Annotated in this window: 15 protein-coding genes; 8 read left to right on the top strand and 7 right to left on the bottom strand. The window is 67.6% G+C overall.

Annotated elements, in window-relative coordinates; translation table 11 throughout:
* Positions 1 to 12: 12 nt before the first annotated feature.
* Together pflA and pflB are read right to left on the bottom strand one after the other, a co-directional pair.
* Positions 13 to 762, bottom strand: a complete 750-nt coding sequence (gene pflA / locus JK358_RS29620; RefSeq protein ID WP_201954149.1) for a pyruvate formate-lyase-activating protein — start codon at positions 760 to 762, stop codon at positions 13 to 15.
* The gene (pflB, locus tag JK358_RS29615; protein WP_201954146.1) at positions 762 to 3,011 is read right to left on the bottom strand and encodes a formate C-acetyltransferase; all 2,250 of its coding nucleotides are present in this window, start codon (positions 3,009 to 3,011) and stop codon (positions 762 to 764) included. The genes pflA and pflB overlap by 1 nt, the downstream gene beginning before the upstream one ends.
* A gap of 111 nt (positions 3,012 to 3,122) precedes the next feature.
* Here pflB and JK358_RS29610 point away from each other — a divergent pair, with 111 nt between their 5' ends.
* The gene (locus JK358_RS29610) at positions 3,123 to 4,349 is read left to right on the top strand and encodes a GAF domain-containing sensor histidine kinase (protein ID WP_201954145.1); all 1,227 of its coding nucleotides are present in this window, start codon (positions 3,123 to 3,125) and stop codon (positions 4,347 to 4,349) included.
* Here JK358_RS29610 and JK358_RS29605 read toward each other — a convergent pair.
* Positions 4,346 to 5,056, bottom strand: a complete 711-nt coding sequence (locus tag JK358_RS29605) for a DUF8020 domain-containing protein (RefSeq protein WP_232852101.1) — start codon at positions 5,054 to 5,056, stop codon at positions 4,346 to 4,348. The genes JK358_RS29610 and JK358_RS29605 overlap by 4 nt on opposite strands.
* Before the next feature lie 214 nt (positions 5,057 to 5,270).
* Here JK358_RS29605 and JK358_RS29600 point away from each other — a divergent pair, with 214 nt between their 5' ends.
* The gene (locus JK358_RS29600; protein WP_201954143.1) at positions 5,271 to 5,750 is read left to right on the top strand and encodes an NUDIX hydrolase; all 480 of its coding nucleotides are present in this window, start codon (positions 5,271 to 5,273) and stop codon (positions 5,748 to 5,750) included.
* Between the two features lie 15 nt (positions 5,751 to 5,765).
* Here the strand turns inward: JK358_RS29600 and JK358_RS29595 are convergent, their stop codons facing one another.
* Complete coding sequence (locus tag JK358_RS29595; RefSeq protein ID WP_201954142.1) at positions 5,766 to 6,464, bottom strand: NAD(P)-dependent oxidoreductase; 699 nt, start codon at positions 6,462 to 6,464, stop codon at positions 5,766 to 5,768.
* A gap of 99 nt (positions 6,465 to 6,563) precedes the next feature.
* On the opposite strand from JK358_RS29595, the gene JK358_RS29590 reads away from it, so the two are divergent.
* Complete coding sequence (locus JK358_RS29590) at positions 6,564 to 7,280, top strand: TetR/AcrR family transcriptional regulator (protein WP_307817795.1); 717 nt, start codon at positions 6,564 to 6,566, stop codon at positions 7,278 to 7,280.
* 27 nt (positions 7,281 to 7,307) lie between these two features.
* On the opposite strand, the gene JK358_RS29585 is transcribed toward JK358_RS29590, so the two are convergent.
* Both JK358_RS29585 and JK358_RS29580 read right to left on the bottom strand, forming a co-directional pair.
* Positions 7,308 to 9,884, bottom strand: a complete 2,577-nt coding sequence (locus JK358_RS29585; protein WP_201954141.1) for a polynucleotide kinase-phosphatase — start codon at positions 9,882 to 9,884, stop codon at positions 7,308 to 7,310.
* A complete protein-coding gene (locus JK358_RS29580) occupies positions 9,884 to 11,383 on the bottom strand; it encodes a 3' terminal RNA ribose 2'-O-methyltransferase Hen1 (RefSeq protein WP_201954140.1) in 1,500 nt (499 codons plus the stop codon). Before JK358_RS29580 ends, JK358_RS29585 begins: the two co-directional genes overlap by 1 nt.
* Positions 11,384 to 11,573: 190 nt before the next feature.
* On the opposite strand from JK358_RS29580, the gene JK358_RS29575 reads away from it, so the two are divergent.
* The 5 genes from JK358_RS29575 (at position 11,574) to clpX (ending at position 16,776) form a co-directional block, all read left to right on the top strand.
* The gene (locus JK358_RS29575; protein ID WP_201954139.1) at positions 11,574 to 12,134 is read left to right on the top strand and encodes an FKBP-type peptidyl-prolyl cis-trans isomerase; all 561 of its coding nucleotides are present in this window, start codon (positions 11,574 to 11,576) and stop codon (positions 12,132 to 12,134) included.
* A gap of 112 nt (positions 12,135 to 12,246) precedes the next feature.
* Positions 12,247 to 13,641 carry a trigger factor gene (gene tig / locus JK358_RS29570; RefSeq protein ID WP_201954137.1) on the top strand — a complete coding sequence of 465 codons (1,395 nt, stop codon included), beginning with the start codon at positions 12,247 to 12,249 and terminating at the stop codon, positions 13,639 to 13,641.
* Positions 13,642 to 13,873: 232 nt separating this feature from the next.
* Complete coding sequence (locus JK358_RS29565) at positions 13,874 to 14,458, top strand: ATP-dependent Clp protease proteolytic subunit (RefSeq protein WP_201954135.1); 585 nt, start codon at positions 13,874 to 13,876, stop codon at positions 14,456 to 14,458.
* Between the two features lie 49 nt (positions 14,459 to 14,507).
* Positions 14,508 to 15,173: an ATP-dependent Clp protease proteolytic subunit gene (locus JK358_RS29560; RefSeq protein WP_201954133.1), complete on the top strand. Its 666-nt coding sequence runs from the start codon at positions 14,508 to 14,510 to the stop codon at positions 15,171 to 15,173.
* A 319-nt stretch (positions 15,174 to 15,492) separates the two neighbouring features.
* Complete coding sequence (gene clpX, locus JK358_RS29555) at positions 15,493 to 16,776, top strand: ATP-dependent Clp protease ATP-binding subunit ClpX (protein WP_201954130.1); 1,284 nt, start codon at positions 15,493 to 15,495, stop codon at positions 16,774 to 16,776.
* 106 nt (positions 16,777 to 16,882) lie between these two features.
* Here clpX and JK358_RS29550 read toward each other — a convergent pair whose 3' ends face one another.
* A complete protein-coding gene (locus tag JK358_RS29550) occupies positions 16,883 to 17,455 on the bottom strand; it encodes a carboxymuconolactone decarboxylase family protein (RefSeq protein WP_201954128.1) in 573 nt (190 codons plus the stop codon).
* Positions 17,456 to 17,623: the final 168 nt, after the last annotated feature.

Raw genomic sequence — 17,623 nt, 5'->3', positions numbered from 1 at the left:
AGAACAGGGGGTCTAGTAGGCCACCAGGCCGTACGACTGGAATTCGTGCCGCGCCAGCTCGACCTGCTCGGGGGTGGGGGTCGGCGTGCCGGCCAGCACGAAGCGGCGGTTCAGGGCCTCCCACTTCGACTGTCCGAGGGTGTGGAAGGGCAGGACATCGACGCGTTCGACATTGCCCAGTCCGGTGGCGAAGCGGGCCACCGGGCCGATCTCCTCGGGCGCGTCGGTGCGGCCGGGCACCAGCACGTACCGCAGCCAGATCGGCGTGCCGAGCGCGGCCAGGCGTTCCGCGAAACGCAGGGTCGGTTCCAGCTCCCGGGCGGTCAGCCGCCGGTAGGTCTCCGGCCGTCCAGCCTTGATGTCGAGCAGCACCAGATCGGTGGCCGCGAGCAGCTCCTCGGAGGCCAGCGGTCCCAGATAGCCCGAGGTGTCGAGGGCCGTGTGCAGGCCGAGCTCCTTGAACCCGTGCAGCAGCGCGCTCGCGAACTCCGGCTGCTGGAGTGGTTCGCCGCCGCTGAGCGTCGCTCCGCCGCCCGCGGCTGTGATGAACGGCACATACTTGGCCGCCTCGGTCAGCATCTCGTCGCTGGTCTGCCGGGTGCCGTTGGCCCGCAGCCAGGTGTCCGGATTCTGGCAGTACAGGCAGCGCAGCGGACAGCCGCTGAGAAAGGTGACGAACCGGGTGCCCGGCCCGTCCACGCCGATGGAGAGATCCCAGGAGTGGACGGTGCCGGTGACCGGAGCGAGCGTCGCCGCGGTCATCACAGACTCGCGTGGAAGGTGCGGTTGATGACGTCGAGCTGCTGTTCGCGGGTCAGCCGCACGAAGTTGACGGCGTAGCCGGAGACACGAATCGTCAACTGCGGGTAGTTCTCCGGATGCGCCATGGCGTCCTCGAGGGTGTCTTTGTTCAGGACGTTGACGTTCATGTGGAAGCCGTTGGTCGCCACGTAACCGTCCAGCACGCCCACCAGATTGGTGACACGATCCCGCGTGGTCCGGCCCAGCCCCTGCGGGGTGACCGTGGTGGTCAGCGAAATCCCGTCCTGCGCATGCTCGTACGGCAGTTTCGCCACCGACAGGGCCGAGGCGATGATGCCGTGCGTGTCGCGGCCGTTCATCGGATTCGCGCCCGGCGAGAACGGTTCACCCGCCCGGCGGCCGTCGGGGGTGTTGCCGGTCTTCTTGCCGTACACCACATTCGAGGTGATGGTCAGCACCGACTGGGTGTGCTCGGCATCGCGGTAGGTGGGGTGCTTGCGGATCTTGTCCATGAACGCCTCCACCAGCCGGGCGGCGATGGCGTCGACGCGGTCGTCATTGTTGCCGAACATGGGGAAATCGCCGTCGATGGCGAAATCGGTGGCAAGACCGGTCTCGTCGCGGATCGGGGTGACCGTCGCGTACTTGATGGCCGCCAGCGAGTCCGCGGCCACGGCCAGACCGGCGATGCCGCAGGCCATCGTGCGCGCCACAGCCGTATCGTGCAAAGCCATTTCGATACGCTCGTAGGCGTACTTGTCGTGCATGTAGTGGATGACATTGAGCGCTTCGACATAGGTCTTCGCCAGCCAGTCCATCATGTCGTCGAGCCGGTCCAGCACCTCCGCGTAGTCGAGCACCTCGGCGGTGATCGGCTCGAAGCCGTGCGCCACCACCTTGCCGCTCTTCTCGTCCCGCCCGCCGTTGATGGCGTACAGCAGCGTCTTGGCCAGATTGACTCGCGCACCGAAGAATTGCATCTTCTTGCCCACCTGCATGGCCGAGACGCAGCAGGCGATGGCGGTGTCGTCGCCGAAGCGCGGGCGCATGAGTTCGTCGGACTCGTACTGGATGGAGCTGGTGTCGATGGACACCTGCGCGGCGAATCGCTTGAACCCCTCGGGAAGTCGCGGCGACCAGAACACGGTGAGATTCGGTTCCGGGGCCGGGCCGAGGTTGTAGAGGGTTTGCAGATAGCGGAAGCTGCTGCGGGTCACCAGTGGCCGGCCGTCCTCGCCGATGCCGCCGATGGATTCGGTCACCCAGGTGGGGTCGCCGGAGAACAGCTCGTCGTATTCGGGGGTGCGCAGGAAGCGCACGATCCGCAGCTTGATCACGAAGTCGTCGATCAGCTCCTGCGCGCGCTCCTCGGTGAGAAGCCCTGCGGCGATATCTCTTTCGATATAGATGTCGACGAAGTTGGCGGTGCGGCCCAGCGACATGGCCGCACCGTTCTGCTCCTTCACCGCCGCCAGGTACGCGAAGTACAGCCACTGGATGGCCTCGCGCGCGGTTGTGGCCGGGCGCGAGATGTCGACGCCGTAGGAGGCCGCCATCTCCTTCAACTCGCCGAGGGCGCGAATCTGCTCGGCCACCTCCTCGCGCTGCTGGATGACCGACACGGTCGCCCATTCATGTTCCAGCGCAATGTGATCGGCCTTCTTGGCATCGATCAGCGCGTCCACGCCGTACAGCGCGACGCGGCGGTAGTCGCCGATGATGCGGCCACGGCCGTAGGCATCGGGAAGGCCGGTGACGATGCCTGCGCTGCGGGCCGCGCGAACATCCTCGGTGTAGGCGTCGAACACGCCGTCGTTGTGCGTCTTGCGGTACCTGGTGAAGATCTCGTGGACCTTCGGATCCGGTTCCACGCCATAGGCTTTCAGGCCGGCCTCCACCATGCGGAAACCACCGTTGGGCATGATGGCGCGCTTGAGCGGGGCATCGGTCTGCAGGCCGACGATCAGCTCGGCGTCGCGGTCGATATAGCCGGGCGCGTGCGAGGTGATGGTGGACGGGGTATGCGGATCCACGTCGTAGATGCCGCGCTCCCGTTCGGCCGGGAACATGGCCGACAGCTTCGCCCAGACGCCCAGGGTGCGGGCGGTGGGGCCGGCCAGGAAGGAGCCATCGCCCTCGTAGGGCGTGTAGTTCCGTTGGATGAAGTCGCGCACATCGATGGTGTCGCGCCACAGGTCACCCTCGAAACCCTCCCAAGCCGGGGTGTGGCTGCGGGTTGCGGTGGTCATGGCTTCCTCTCCTCGTCGACAGGAATCTGCCCTTCCATCCTCGGTTTCCGGCCGGTGGGGCGGCAGGGACAAACGTCACCGTGCGGATAACTGATGGGTAGCCTTGGTCACATGAACCGTCCCGACGCGATGGCTCACGACGCGGTGCCCGGTGAACTGCGGCATCTGGCGGCGCCGGCCGAACGACTGCACGAGCTGCTGGAAGCGGTGTACGCGGTGTCGACCGACCGCGAACTGCCCACGATTCTGCGGCAGCTCACGGTGTCGGCGGCGCGGGTCGTGGACGCCCGATTCGGTGCCATGGGATTGCTGGATCCCGAAACCCGGGACGGTCACCGGCGTCTCGCCGAATTCATCCAGTACGGGCTGGACGAGGCGACCGAACGTCGGATCGGGGTGTGGCCGCACGGCGGTGGCGTACTCGGCGCGGTGCTCGCCAGTGAGGTGCCCATCCGCGTCGACGATCTGACCACGCATCCGGCCTTCGCGGGCTGGCCCGCCGGGCATCCGCTCATGCGCAGTTTCCTCGGCGTCCCGGTGCGCGTGCAGGGCGAGCTGTACGGCAACCTCTACCTCGCCGACAAACGCGGCGGTCCCTTCACCCCCGAGGACGAGCGCATCATCGAAGCGCTCGCCGTCATGGCCGGGGTCAAGATCGCCAATGTGCGCATGCTCGAGGAGAAGTACCGCGCCAACGTGAAGATCGCCGTCATGGAGGACCGCGAACGCATCGCCCGCGACCTGCACGACACGGTAATCCAGCGCATCTACGCGGCCGGCCTCACCGTTCAGGGCGCCCTGCGCGCCGACCCCTCCCCGGATCTCACCGACCGCCTCGACCGCGTGGTGACCGCCCTCGACGAAACCATCCAGGACATCCGCGCCACCATCTTCTCCATTCAGTCACCCGCCGTCAGCAACGGATTGCACAGCGACATCACCGAATTGGTGACCTCCGCGGCCAGCCATCTGGGCTTCACCCCCACCCTGCGTCAGGACGGCCCGCTCGACGCCGTCCCCGCCGAGACCGCCCGCCAGGCCCTCGCCGTCCTGCGCGAATCCCTGTCCAACGCGGTCCGGCACGCCCACGCCACCCGCATCGACGTCCAGGTCACCGCCGCCGCCGACGAACTCCGGATCACCGTCGCCGACAACGGCATCGGCCTCGGCGCGGCCCCCCGTCGCAGCGGCCTCCGCAACCTCGCCGAACGCGCCGAGAACCTCGGCGGCTCACTGGATCTCGGTCAGGGCCTGGACGGCCGCGGCACCGGGCTCCGCTGGCGGGTTCTGCTTCCGGAACCCGCCGCGATCGTCGCGGCGCCCGGAACGGCCGACTAGTTGGCGGGCTGGGGTGCGGTGGGTTGCGCCGGGGTGGTCTGGGTTGCCTGCGTCGGCTGCTCGGCCCACTTGCTGGTGCCGTCGGCGGCGTTCATGGTGGTGAGCAGGTCGATGCCGGCGACTATGAGGGTGGGGCCGCCGACGGCGATGCTGCCGAGGATGCCGCCGATGGCCGCACCGGCGGTGAAGCCGGCGATGCAGCCCGCCACGAGGGTGGCCAGGCAGCCGACCGTGGCGCCGATGGCGGTGCCGATGAAGGTGCCGATGGTGGTGGCCAGGCCGAACTGGGTGGAGAAGTAGGTGAGGGCCTGCTGGTTCTCCGACTTGGAGGCGACGGGTTGCACCCGCAAGGGCTCGGTGGGCAGGTTGTCCGGGCGCTGGGGCGTGAGGGTGAGGACGGTGGCGTCCTTGTCCAGCGTGGGTTGCACCGGGACCGCGACCGTTCCGATGGTGAATTTCAGTGGGAGGGTGAGCAGTACGTTGCCCAGGGCGTCCTTCACGTGGACGATGTCGGCGGCGTCGGCGGCGGGGGCTTCGGACAGGTCGAAGGTGCCGCCTTTGAGGGTGGTCACCACCGCTTTGTCCACGAGCTTCGTCGAGTAGACGAGGTCCGGCTGCGGGGCGGGCTCGGCGCTCGCGGGGGCGGTTGCCAGGGTCAGTGCGCCGATCACCAGGGTGGCTGCCGCGGTGATGCTGCGGAACTCCATACGGTATCCAATTCGTCATCAGGTGTGGGGCAGATCCAACCAGTGGAGCCTAAAGGGGAAACCGCAGGAGAGGGGGACTTTTCGGCCATCCGGAGCAAGGCGGCCGATATGCCGGAAATGTCGATGGTTAACACCGTTCGACTGATTTGCCGGAATGTCGCGGCGGGTGCGGCCCGGCTGCGGCGCGGGAGGCCGCACCCGGCAGACTGCGGGAATGAGTCTCAGGTACAGCGCGGGCGTCCTCCTGTTCCGCCGATCCCCCGAACTACAGGTGTTGATCGGTCATATGGGCGGGCCGCTGTGGGCCAAGAAGGACGCATCCGCCTGGTCCATCCCCAAGGGGGAATACGAACTCGGGCAAGAGGATCCGCGACTCGCGGCCGCGCGGGAATTCACCGAGGAACTCGGGCTGCCCGTCCCCGAAGGCGAATGGCTCGACCTCGGGCAGGTCGTCTACGGCAGTGGGCGCGGCAAGAAACAGGTCACCGTATGGGCCGTCGAAGGCGATCTGGATCCCGAACTCATCGTGCCCGGCACCTTCGAAATGGAATGGCCGCCCCGCTCCGGGCGCACCGCCGAATTCCCGGAGATCGACCGCGCCGACTGGTTCGACCCCGAAACCGCTCGGGAGAAGCTCGGCGCGGGTCAGCGGCCGTTCCTGGACCGGCTTGTCGAGCTCGCGCTCCAGCGCTGAATCGGCTCGCCGCGATCAATAACCGATCGTGAAGCGGCGCTGCACGAATCGCGGGAGTTCGGCCTCGTCGAGCAGTGCGATCGCGGCGTCCTCCATGGAGATTCGGCTGTGGCCGTCCGCATCGGCGATCTGCTGATCGGTGCCGAGCCGGAAGCGGCCGGTGCGCTCGCCGGGGGCGATCAGGGCGGCGGGGCTGAAATAGGTCCAGCGGCGGTTCGAGGTGCGCAGCACGTTCAGGGCCTCCCGATGACCGCGCACCGCGACCGCGTATTCACCGGGAATGCCCAGTTCGGCGAGGCTTTCGGCGAGGTCTTCGTCGTCGGCGGGCACCCGGCCGGGCGCGTGTTCGAGGCTGCCCGCACCGCCGACCACGAGGAGCCGGGTGCGCGGATAGGTGTCCAGGGCCGTGAGCAGTGAACGCGCGGCGGTGGCGTACACGGTGGGATCCGCCACCGACCGCGCCACCGTATCCGCGAAATCCTTTGCGGCATTGCCGGGTTGGTAGCAGCTGACGAGCACGTCGAGGCCGGGGAGATGTGCGGCGACGGCCGCGCTGTCGAAGATGTCCAGGCTCGCCCACGTCAGATTCGGGTGCGTCGCGTTCGCCTGGGCGATATCGCGAGTGAAGGCCCGTACGTGATGGTCGCGCGCCAGCGCCTCGGCGACCACGCGCTGCCCGATGCTGCCCGTCGCGCCGATGACTCCGATGAACATGGTTACTCCTGACACTGTGCGGGAACGACGTGAGAAAACTATACGCCGTGCAGTTTTTGCGCAACGTATGGTTTTCGCACGGCGTTGTAGGGTGAGGGGGTGGCAACAGCGACACCGACCCGACGCGAACGCCGTCGCACCGAGACGACGGCCGAGATCAAAGACACGGCCCTGCGGCTCATGGCCGTGAGCGGGCCGGGAGCCATCACCCTGCGGGCCATCGCCCGCGAGATGGGTATGACGGCCAATGCGGTCTACAGCTACTTCGCCACCCGCGACGATCTGGTCACGGCGCTCATCGCCGATGTCTACGGCGAACTCGCCGATCGCGTGATCACCGCCCGCGACGCTCGGCCCATCGCCGACGCCTCCGGCCGAATCATGGCCTGGGCCTGCGCCTTCCGCGACTGGTCACGGACCAACCCGGAAGGCTTCCGGCTCATCTACGGTGACCCCGTCCCCGGCTACCAGCCCCCCGCCGGTGGCGCCGCCCCCGAAGCCGAACACCGCGTCTGCGCCGGGCTCACCGAACTGGCCGCCGCCGCCTGGCCGACCGCCGAACCCCTCTACGAGACATACGGTTTCGACTGGTCCGACTTCGACACCACCCTCGCCGACGAATTCCGCGCCGAATTCCCCGACCTGCCGCCCGCGGTGATCGCGGTGGCCCTGCGCATCTGGGGCCACCTGCACGGGCTCGTCCACCTCGAGATCCGCGGCAACCTCGGCGCGCAGACCACCAACCCCGAAAAGCTCTACCGCAACGAGGTCAACGCGCTCATCCGCTCCTTCGGTCTGACCCCGCCCGCCGCATAGCGTTTCCAGCGGCGGGCTCGTTCGTCCTCACAGGCGCGGGTCCACCGGTTCCGTCTCCAGAGCCAGGACCGCGAAGACGGCTTCGTGGACGCGCCACAGCGGCTCGCCGGTGGTGAAGCGGTCCAGGGCCTCCAGACCCAGGGCGTATTCACGCAGCGCCAGGGAGCGTTTGCCGCCCAGGCCGCGCCGGCGCAGCCGGCCGAGGTTGGCGGGCTCCAGGTACTCCGGGCCGTAGATGATCCGGAGGTATTCCGGGCCACGGCATTTCACGCCCGGCTGGACCGGGCGGCCGCTGCGGGTGGCACCCGATACCAGGGACGCGAGGGGCTTGACGACCATGCCCTCGCCGCCCGCCGCGGTGAGCTCGGTCCACCACGCGGTGGCCACGGCCTCGCCGTCGGGCGCGTCCAGATCGACCACCATGCGGCGGGTGGGCGTGAACGTACCCGGGTCGGCGGCGACCAGGCGGTCGATCCGCTCCAGGTGCCAGTCGTGTTCGCGCACAGCGAAGTTCGCGTCGTGCGCAGCGAGGATCTGGAACGGGGCCAGGCGGATGCCGTCGAGGCCGTCCACGGGCCAGCAGTAGCGGCCGTAGGCGGCGGTGAAGGCGTCCGCGTCAGCGGCGCGGGAGCGCGTGCGGGCGGCGAGTTCGGCTACGTCCAAACCCCGTTCGGCGGTCGCGGCCAGGACCTGCTCCGCCGCGCCGAGCGAGGAGCGGGCCGCCGCGCCCACCGCCGCGTACTGATTGCGCAGCAGGCCGACGGCCTTGGCCGACCACGGCATCAGTTCGGTGTCCAGCAGCAGCCAGTCCGAGCCGAATTCGTCGAAGAGACCGGAGGTTTCGGCGGCGGCGCGGACCTTGGCCAGCAGGGCCTCGGTCTGCGCCGGATCGTCGAAGAACGGGCGGCCGGTGCGGGTGTAGACCGCGCCGGTACTGCCGTCGTCGACGCCGAAGCGGTGCCGGGCCGCCTCCGCCGAACGGGTCACCAGGACGACGGCGCGCGAACCCATGTGCTTCTCCTCGCACACCACGGTCGGCACGCCCTCGGAGCGGTAGTACTCGAACGCCTGCGCGGGATGCTCCAGGTAGCCGTCCAATTCCGATGTCGCACAGGGCGACATGGTGGGCGGCAGGTACACCAGCCAGCGCGGGTCGACCGCGAAGCGGCTCATCACCTCGAGCGCCGCGGCCGCCGCGTCCTCCTGCACGCCGACCCGGCCGAGGTGACGCGTCTGCACCACGCGGCGGCCGAGAACGTCGTCCAGGTCGAGGACACCCGGGTCGCGGTAGACGACCCCCTCGCCGGGGATGACAGTGGGCGTTTCCAGCGGGCGCACCGGCTCGTACCAAACCTGTTCGGCCGGAACCGAAACCGGCTCCCGCTCCGGGTAGCGCAGGGCCGTCAGGCGGCCGCCGAACACCGCGCCGGTATCCAGGCAGAGGGTGTTGTTCACCCACACCAGTTCCGCCATCGGCGTGTGGCCGTAGAGCACCAGCGCCTTGCCGCGGTAGTCGTTGGCCCACGGATAACGCACCGGCAGACCGTATTCGTCGGTCTCACCGGTGGATTCGCCGTACATGGCGAACTCGCGCACCCGGCCCGAGGCGCGGCCGTGGTACTCCTCCTTCAGGCCCGCGTGCGCGACCACCAGCCTGCCGTCGTCCAGCGCGTAGTGGCTGATCAGGCCGCGCATGAATTCGTGTGCGGCCTTGCGGAACTCGTCGTCCTCGCGCTCCAGCTGCGCCAGCGACTCGGCCAGGCCGTGCGTGGTCTTCACCTTGCGGCCGTCCAGGGCGCGGATCAGCTTGAACTCGTGATTGCCGGTGACGCACAGCGCGTTTCCGGCCTGCACCATGCCCATGACCAGGCGCAGCACGCCCGGGGTGTCCGGGCCGCGGTCCACCAGGTCGCCGACGAACACGGCGGTGCGGCCCTGCGGGTGGCGGGCGTTCACCGGGCGGTCCGAAGCGTCGCGCTCCAGCTCGTAACCGAGTTCACCCAGCAGCGACTCCAGTTCGCTGCGGCAGCCGTGCACGTCGCCGATCACGTCGAACGGGCCGGTGAGGTCGCGGCGATCGTTCCACAGCCGTTCGTCCACGATGGTGGCCGCGTCGATCTCCTCGACGCCGCGCAGCACGTGCACGCGCCGGAAGCCTTCGCGCTCCAGGAATTTCAGGCTGCGACGCATATCGCGCTGATGGCGGGCCACCACGTGCGGGCCGAGATCGGCGCGCTCCACCCGGGCGGCATTGCGTTCCACGCACACCTTTTCGGGCACGTCGAGCACGATCGCCACCGGCAGCACATCGTGGGCGCGGGCCAGCGCGATCAGCTCCTGCCGGGCCTTCGGCTGCACATTGGTGGCGTCGATGACGGTGCGCAGCCCGCGCCGCAGTCGCACGCCCGCCACATGGTGCAGCAGGGCGAAGGCGTCGTCGGTGGCGGACTGATCGCTCTCATCATCGCTCACCAGCCCGCGATAGGCGTCCGAGGACAGCACCGCCGTCGACCGGAAGTGCTTGTGCGCGAACGTGGATTTCCCGGATCCGGTACTGCCGATCAGGACGACCAGCGACAGGACCGGTACGGACAGCTCAGCCATTACGCGGCTCCTTTCGTATCGCTGTCGGTGGCGGCGATGCCCTTGGTGAACACCGCCATCTGTGTGGACGCGCCCAGTTCGGCGTCGACGGGGCCGACCGGCTCGAATCGCACCGTGTACCCGTAGGTTTCACCGACCCGATGCGCCCAGGCGGCGAATTCCGCACGGCTCCACTCGAATCGATGATCCGAATGCCGGAACGCGCCCGGCGTCATGCCTTCGTAGCGCACGTTGTACTCACCGTTCGGGGTGGTCACGACCACGGATCCCGGTGCGGCGGAACCGAATACCGCATGTTCGAGCGCCCCGAGCCGAGGCGCGTCCACATGCTCGATCACCTCCATGAGTACCGCGGCGTCATATCCGCGCAGCGAGGCATCGGTATACGTCAGCGCGCCCTGCCGCAGCGTGACCCGCTTCGACTGCCACTCCGGCAGCCGTCGCATCCGCCGCTGTGCGATCCGCAGCGCCAGCACCGACACGTCGATGCCCACGATCTCCGTGAACGCCTTGTCCGCCACCATTTCCCGCAGCAGCGCACCCTGCCCGCACCCGAGATCGAGCACCCGGTTCGCCCCGGCCTCGCGCAGGGCGTTCAGCACGGTTGCCCGCCGCAGCACGGCCAGCGACGGCGGCCGCACCTCCTGCTCGCCACCTGTGACAGGCTCGTCGGCCGCCGCGGAAGCGTCGGCATCGGTGGTCTCGTCGTCGGTGTCATCCACCGCGCCGAGCTGCTCGGGTTCGAGGTCGTCGAGTTCGGCCAGCCGGGCCAGCGCGTCCTGCACCAGCGCATGCCGCCGGTTCAGATACCGCCGCGTGATCCACTCCCGCTCCGGATGCCCGACCAGCCAGCCCTCACCGACCCGCAGCAGCTTGTCGATCTCGGTGGAGTCCAGCCAGTAGTGCTTACCCCCGTCCAGCACCGGCAGCAGCACATACAGATGCGACAGCGCATCCGCCAGCCGCAGCGTGCCGGTGAGCTCCAGCCGCACATAGTGCGAGTCACCCCACTCCGGAAACGCCGGATCCAAGGGCAGGGGAGTGGCTCGCACCTCCCACCCGAGCGGCGCGAACACCCGCTCCACCGTCTCGACCCCGCCCCGGCACGGCACCGCCGGCAGCTCGATCCGCAACGGCAGCGCGGTCTCGGCCAGTTCCGGCCGCTGCTTGCACCGCCCGTGCAGCGCGGACCCGAACACCGTGGAAATCGCCACCGCCAGCAACGACGACGCCGCATACGGCCGGTCGTTCACATACTGCGCCAGACTGAATTCCGGTGTTCCCTTCGCCTTCCCGCGCACCAGCCGCACCGGATCGATCTCCAACAGCAGCGCCGCCGTACATCTCTCCTCGGAAGCCTCCGGATACAGCACCTGCGCCACCCCGTACGACTGCTCGAAAGCCTGTATGCGCGAAGGGTTTTTGTGCAGCAGGTACCCAAGATCCGAGGCCGCCCACGCGGCGCCGTCAGGACGAGTACAGGTAATTGTCAGCAGCACTCTGAGATGCTCCCGTACGTCCCCCACCTCGGCAAACCAATTTCGGCCTGTGTCATGAACCGACCTCCCCGTATCAGTGACAGTCACCGTACCCGGCGGTCCCCGGCAGGACCCCGCACTCGTCGGGTAGGTTCGCGGCGGCGCCGCAAAGCCTTGCGGCAGCCCCGGACTCGGCGATGGAGGAGCGGGAATGCGGTTGATGGGCAAGGTTTGCGTGGTGGCGGCTGCGGCGTTGGTGCTGGCGGGCTGCGGTGGGGGCGACGACAATACGGCGTCGGCTACGTCGACCACGAAGGCCAATGCGCAGACCGCGGGGCCGACCGTCGCGAAGCAGAAGATCGGCAAGGAGTGCACGGCCGAGGACATCGGGGTCGAGGGTGGGTTCGGGGTTGCGCCGACCATCACGATTCCGGATTCGTGTGATCCGCCGACGCAGCTGATCGTGAAGGATCTCGAGGTGGGCAGTGGCCCGGCGGCGGCCGTGGGGCAGCCGCTCGAGATGAACTACACGCTGATCACCTGGTCGGACAAGAAGAAGCTGGACAGCTCCTTCGATCGGGGCAAGCCGTTCACTCTCACCCTCGGGGGTGGCCAGGTCATTCAGGGCTGGGACCAGGGGTTGGTCGGCGTGCAGCAGGGCAGCCGGCGACTGCTGATCATCCCGCCGGACCTGGGTTACGGTGCGGGCGGGCGCGGTATACAGCCCAACGAGACGCTGGTCTTCGTCACCGACGCCGTCAAGGTCGGCTGACCGCAAGTCACGACCGGGTTTCATCGCCCCGGACGCCCTCGACTAACCTGGTCGGGATGCGTTCGGGGGGAACCTAGACGTCAACCATGAACTACGAACAAGGAGCATGTCCGTGAAGAGCACCGTCGAGCAGCTGAGCCCGACCCGGGTCCGCATCAATGTCGAGGTGCCCTTCGAGGAGCTGAAGCCGGACTTCGACAAGGCCTACAAGGCGCTGGCCTCGCAGGTCCGGATTCCGGGCTTCCGTCCGGGCAAGGCCCCGGCCAAGCTCCTCGAGGCCCGTCTGGGCCGCGGCGCGGTCCTGGAGCAGGTCGTCAACGACGTGCTGCCCAAGCGCTACAGCGAGGCCGTCATGGCCGAGGAGCTGAAGGTCATCGGCCAGCCGGAGATCGAGATCACCAAGATCGAGGACGGCCAGGAGCTGGCGTTCAAGGCCGAGGTCGACGTTCGCCCGGAGATCACCCTCCCCGAGTACGACAAGATCGCCGTCACCGTCGATCCGATCGAGATCACCGACGCCGACATCGAGGAGCAGCTGACCTCGCTGCGCCAGCGCTTCGGCACCCTCAAGGGCGTCGAGCGGGCCATCGAGAACGGCGACTTCGTCTCCATCGACCTGACCGCCACCGTCGACGGCGAGGCCGTCGAGGAGGCCAGCACCACCGGCCTGTCCCACGAGGTCGGCTCCGGCCAGCTCATCGAGGGCCTCGACGAGACCCTGATCGGCCTGAAGGAGGGCGAGTCCAAGGACTTCACCTCCAAGCTGGTCGCCGGCGAGCACGCGGGCAAGGAAGCCGTCATCACCGTGACCGTGCAGTCGGTCAAGGAGCGCGAGCTGCCCGAGGCCGATGACGACTTCGCCCAGCTGGCAAGCGAATTCGACACCATCGACGAGCTGAAGAGCGACCTCAAGGGCCGCGTCGAGCGCGTCAAGAAGGTGCAGCAGGCCGGCGACATCCGCGACAAGGTGCTCGAGGCCCTGCTCGAGGCCACCGAGATCCCGCTGCCCGAGAAGGTCGTCCAGGCCGAGATCGACGCCGTCGAGCACGACGCCGTGCACGGCTTCGACCACGATGAGGCCAAGCTGGCCGAGGCGCTCGAGGCGCAGGGCTCCTCGCTCGACGAGTTCAAGGCCGACACCAAGCAGGCCGCCGAGAAGTCGGTCAAGACCCAGCTGCTGCTGGACACCGTCGCCGAGGCCGAGAACACCCAGGTCGGCCAGGACGAGCTGTACGAGCGGATCATCTTCCAGGCGCAGCGCTACGGCATGTCGCCCGATCAGTTCATCCAGCAGATCCAGCAGGCCGGTCAGCTCGGCGCGGTCTTCGCCGACGTCCGTCGCGGCAAGGCGCTGGCCGGTGTGGTCATCAAGGCGACCGTCACCGACACCGCCGGCAACACCGTGGACACCGCCGAGATGTTCGGCACTCCGGCCGAAGAGGTTGAAGAGGTCTCCGCCCAGGAGCTCGCCGAGGTCGCCGACGCCGCCGAGACCGAGGCCAAGTAAGAACTACACATGACCTGCGTCCGAGGGCTCTGCGACAACATGCCGGAGAGCCCCGGGCGACGGGTCACGGCAGCGCGCTGTAGTTTTGCGCTGTGAGCGAAGCAGGGCGGTACCGGGAGTTCGGTGCCGCCCTGCTTCGTTAGGGTTTGTGTCAGCGAATCAGTAGGGGCTTGTTAACCGAGCCGTTGAGAGAGGGCAGGTATCCGTGACAATCAATCAGGCAGGGGTGCAGATGACATCCGCGACTGCTGGACTGAACCTCAGTGATTCGGTGTACGAGCGCCTGCTGCGGTCGCGCATCATCTTCCTGGGCACGCAGGTGGACGACGACATCACCAACAAGCTGTGCGCGCAGATCCTGCTGCTCTCGGCCGAAGACCCCGAGCGCGACATCCACCTCTACATCAACTCCCCGGGTGGTTCGGTCGACGCGGGCATGGCCCTCTACGACACCATGCAGTACGCCCCCTGCGACATCGCCACCTACGGCATGGGCCTGTGCGCCTCCATGGGTCAGTTCCTGCTTGCCGCGGGCGCCAAGGGCAAGCGCTTCGCGCTGCCGCACACCCGCATCATGATGCACCAGCCGCTGGGCGGCCTGCGCGGTACCGCCGCCGAGATCGCCATCCTGGCCGAGCAGCACGTCGTCATGAAGAAGACGCTCACCCAGCTGCAGTCCCAGCACACCGGCAAGTCGATCGAGCAGATCACCGAGGATTCCGACCGTGACCGCTGGTTCACCGCGGAGCAGGCCAAGGAGTACGGCTTCATCGACCACGTGGTCAACCGCGCCCCGCAGTCCGTCGGCGTCGCCTGATCCCCTCCGGCTGCGAAATCCTCGAGCCCCCATCGACTTTGGAGACGACATGGAAAATCTGATCCGTCCCGGCGGCACCGCCTACCCGTACGGCGGCGCACCCGAGTCGCGCGCCCGCTACCTGCCGCAGTACACCGAGCAGACCACCTTCGGTGTCAAGACCACCGACCCGTACAACAAGCTGTTCGAGGAGCGCATCATCTTCCTCGGCAGCCAGGTGGACGAGCTGTCGGCCAACGACATCATGGCGCAGCTGCTGGTGCTGGAGTCGCAGGATCCGGACCGCGACATCACCATGTACATCAACTCGCCCGGTGGCTCGTTCACCGCGCTCATGGCCATCTACGACACCATGCAGTACGTGCGCGCCGACGTCGCCACCGTCTGCCTCGGTGAGGCGGCCTCCGCGGCGGCCATCCTGCTGGCCGCCGGCACCCCCGGCAAGCGGGCTTGCCTGCCCAACGCGCGCGTGCTGATCCACCAGCCCGCCATGGAGGGCGCCTACGGTCAGTTCTCCGATATGGAGATCGTGGCCAAGGAGATCGAGCGGATGCGCTCGCTCATGGAGAACACTCTGTCGCGGCACACCAACAAGTCCCCGGAAGAAATCCGTAAGGACACCGACCGCGACAAGATCCTGTCGGCCGACGAGGCCAAGGAGTACGGAATCGTCGATCAGGTCTTCGGATACCGCAAGCTCAGCGCCCAGAAGTAAACGCTTCCCGGCGCGTAGGAGATGTACCGGGTGGCGGGATTGGTTCCGGTCCCGCACACCCGGGCAGGGGTGAGTCCACGCACATGTTCGCCGAGAAACGTGCCCAAGTTGTCGACCTCGGTCGCGCTCAGCGGGTACGGTCACTCTAGGGACCTTTGCTCGTGGTTGACGGCTCTCCTCTCGTTAGACAAAGCCGAGTCGCCTGATCCCGATTGTGGGAGTTACAGCCACGGGGAGACGGCATACGCTTTATAGGTGGCAGCTCGCCGGCAGCCAGGACAGACGGTTGCACGCGGACAAGGAAGTAGGGACCCAAGAGATGGCGCGCATCGGTGATGGCGGCGATCTGCTCAAGTGCTCTTTCTGCGGAAAGAGCCAGAAGCAGGTCAAGAAACTCATTGCGGGACCAGGGGTGTACATCTGCGACGAGTGCATCGATCTGTGCAACGAAATCATCGAGGAGGAGCTCGCCGAGTCCAGTGAGGTCAAGCTGGACGAGCTGCCGAAGCCCGCGGAGATCCGTGACTTCCTCGAGCAGTACGTGATCGGCCAGGATCCGGCCAAGCGCACCCTCGCGGTGGCGGTGTACAACCACTACAAGCGCATTCAGGCCGGGGACAAGGGCCGCGACTCCCGCGGTGAAGCGGTCGAGTTGATGAAGTCCAACATCCTCATGCTGGGCCCCACCGGCTGTGGCAAGACCTACCTGGCGCAGACGCTGGCCAAGATGCTCAACGTCCCGTTCGCCATCGCCGACGCCACCGCGCTCACCGAAGCCGGCTACGTCGGTGAGGATGTCGAGAACATCCTGCTCAAGCTGATCCAGGCCGCCGACTACGACGTGAAGCGCGCCGAGACGGGCATCATCTACATCGACGAGGTCGACAAGATCGCCCGCAAGTCGGAAAACCCGTCCATCACCCGCGACGTCTCCGGTGAGGGCGTGCAGCAGGCGCTGCTGAAGATCCTCGAGGGCACGCAGGCCTCGGTGCCCCCGCAGGGCGGCCGCAAGCACCCGCATCAGGAGTTCATCCAGATCGACACGACGAACGTGCTGTTCATCGTGGCCGGTGCGTTCGCGGGTCTGGAGAAGATCGTCCAGGATCGAGTCGGCAAGCGCGGCATCGGTTTCGGCGCGGAGGTCCGCTCCAAGACCGAGGTCGACACCATGGACCACTTCGCCGACGTCATGCCCGAGGATCTGATCAAGTTCGGTCTGATCCCCGAGTTCATCGGCCGTCTGCCGATCGTCGCCTCGGTCACCAACCTGGACAAGGAATCCCTCGTCCGCATCCTGGCCGAGCCGAAGAACGCGCTCGTCAAGCAGTACGTGCGCCTCTTCGAAATGGACGGCGTCGACCTGGAATTCACCCAGGACGCGCTGGAAGCCGTTGCGGATCAGGCGATCCTGCGCGGCACCGGCGCCCGCGGCCTGCGCGCGATCATGGAGGAGGTGCTCCTCCCGGTCATGTACGACATCCCCTCCCGCGACGACGTCGCCAAGGTGGTCGTCAACGCCGACACGGTGAACGACAACGTCCTCCCGACGATCGTCCCCCGCAAGCGTCAGTCCGGCCCGGAGCGCCGCGAGAAGTCGGCGTAGCTCGGCCCCACTCTCGGGTGGGCTCTCGGGGGCTTCGCCCCCGAACCCCCAAGAACGAAAGAAGCGGCCCCGCGAGGAAACTCGCGGGGCCGCTTCTCTTTTCGGGTCAGGCCCAGGGGACGCGGCAGGCGTCGCCCTGGCTGAAGCCCTGGTCGGTGATGCCCAGTGCGGCGTAGCTGCGGGCTCGGGAGTTTTCGAGAGCTACCTGGTAGGTGAGTTCCATGACGCCCTGGGTGCCGAAGCGTTTCTTCAGGTCGGTGACCTGCTCGTCGGTGACGGTGGGTGGCGTGGCGGTGACGGCGTCTGCGTAGGCGATGGCGGCTCGTTCGTCCTCGTCGTAGTGCGGCGAGGTGGCGTAGTCGTCGATGAACTTCAGCTTGTCGATGTTCAGGTCGTCCAGGCGCATGAGCATGGTGCCGAAATCGACGCACCAGGAGCAGCCGACGGTGCGGGCCACGCGGTAGACCGCGATTTCGCGGATATTGGCGGGCAGGACGTTCGAGGCCCGTTCCACCAGGGACTCGTGCACGCCCGCCGCCATCATGAGCTTCGGGCTGTTGGCCAGCACCGCGAACGGTTCGGGAACCTCGCCGAAGCGGCGTCTGGCGTACCAGTAGGTGAGGCGGGTGAGCAGGCCGGCCTGCTTGGGGTTCACAGCGGGAATGCGGGTGGCGACCATGGCGGATTCCTCCGATCCGAGCGGTATGTCTCACCCCTTGGACGAGATACCGCCGCCACCCGTGACGGGTGCGGAGGTGTGTGCTGCGTCACGGACTCCTCGCTGAGTCGAACTGCCGCTGTGCGAACTACCGCGGAGTCGGTGACGACCGGTGGATACCGATCGCGC

The sequence above is a fragment of the Nocardia acididurans genome (genome assembly GCF_016741815.1).
GTDB classification, from domain to species: Bacteria; Actinomycetota; Actinomycetes; order Mycobacteriales; family Mycobacteriaceae; genus Nocardia; species Nocardia acididurans.
This window is presented reverse-complemented; position numbering and strand designations above follow the sequence as displayed.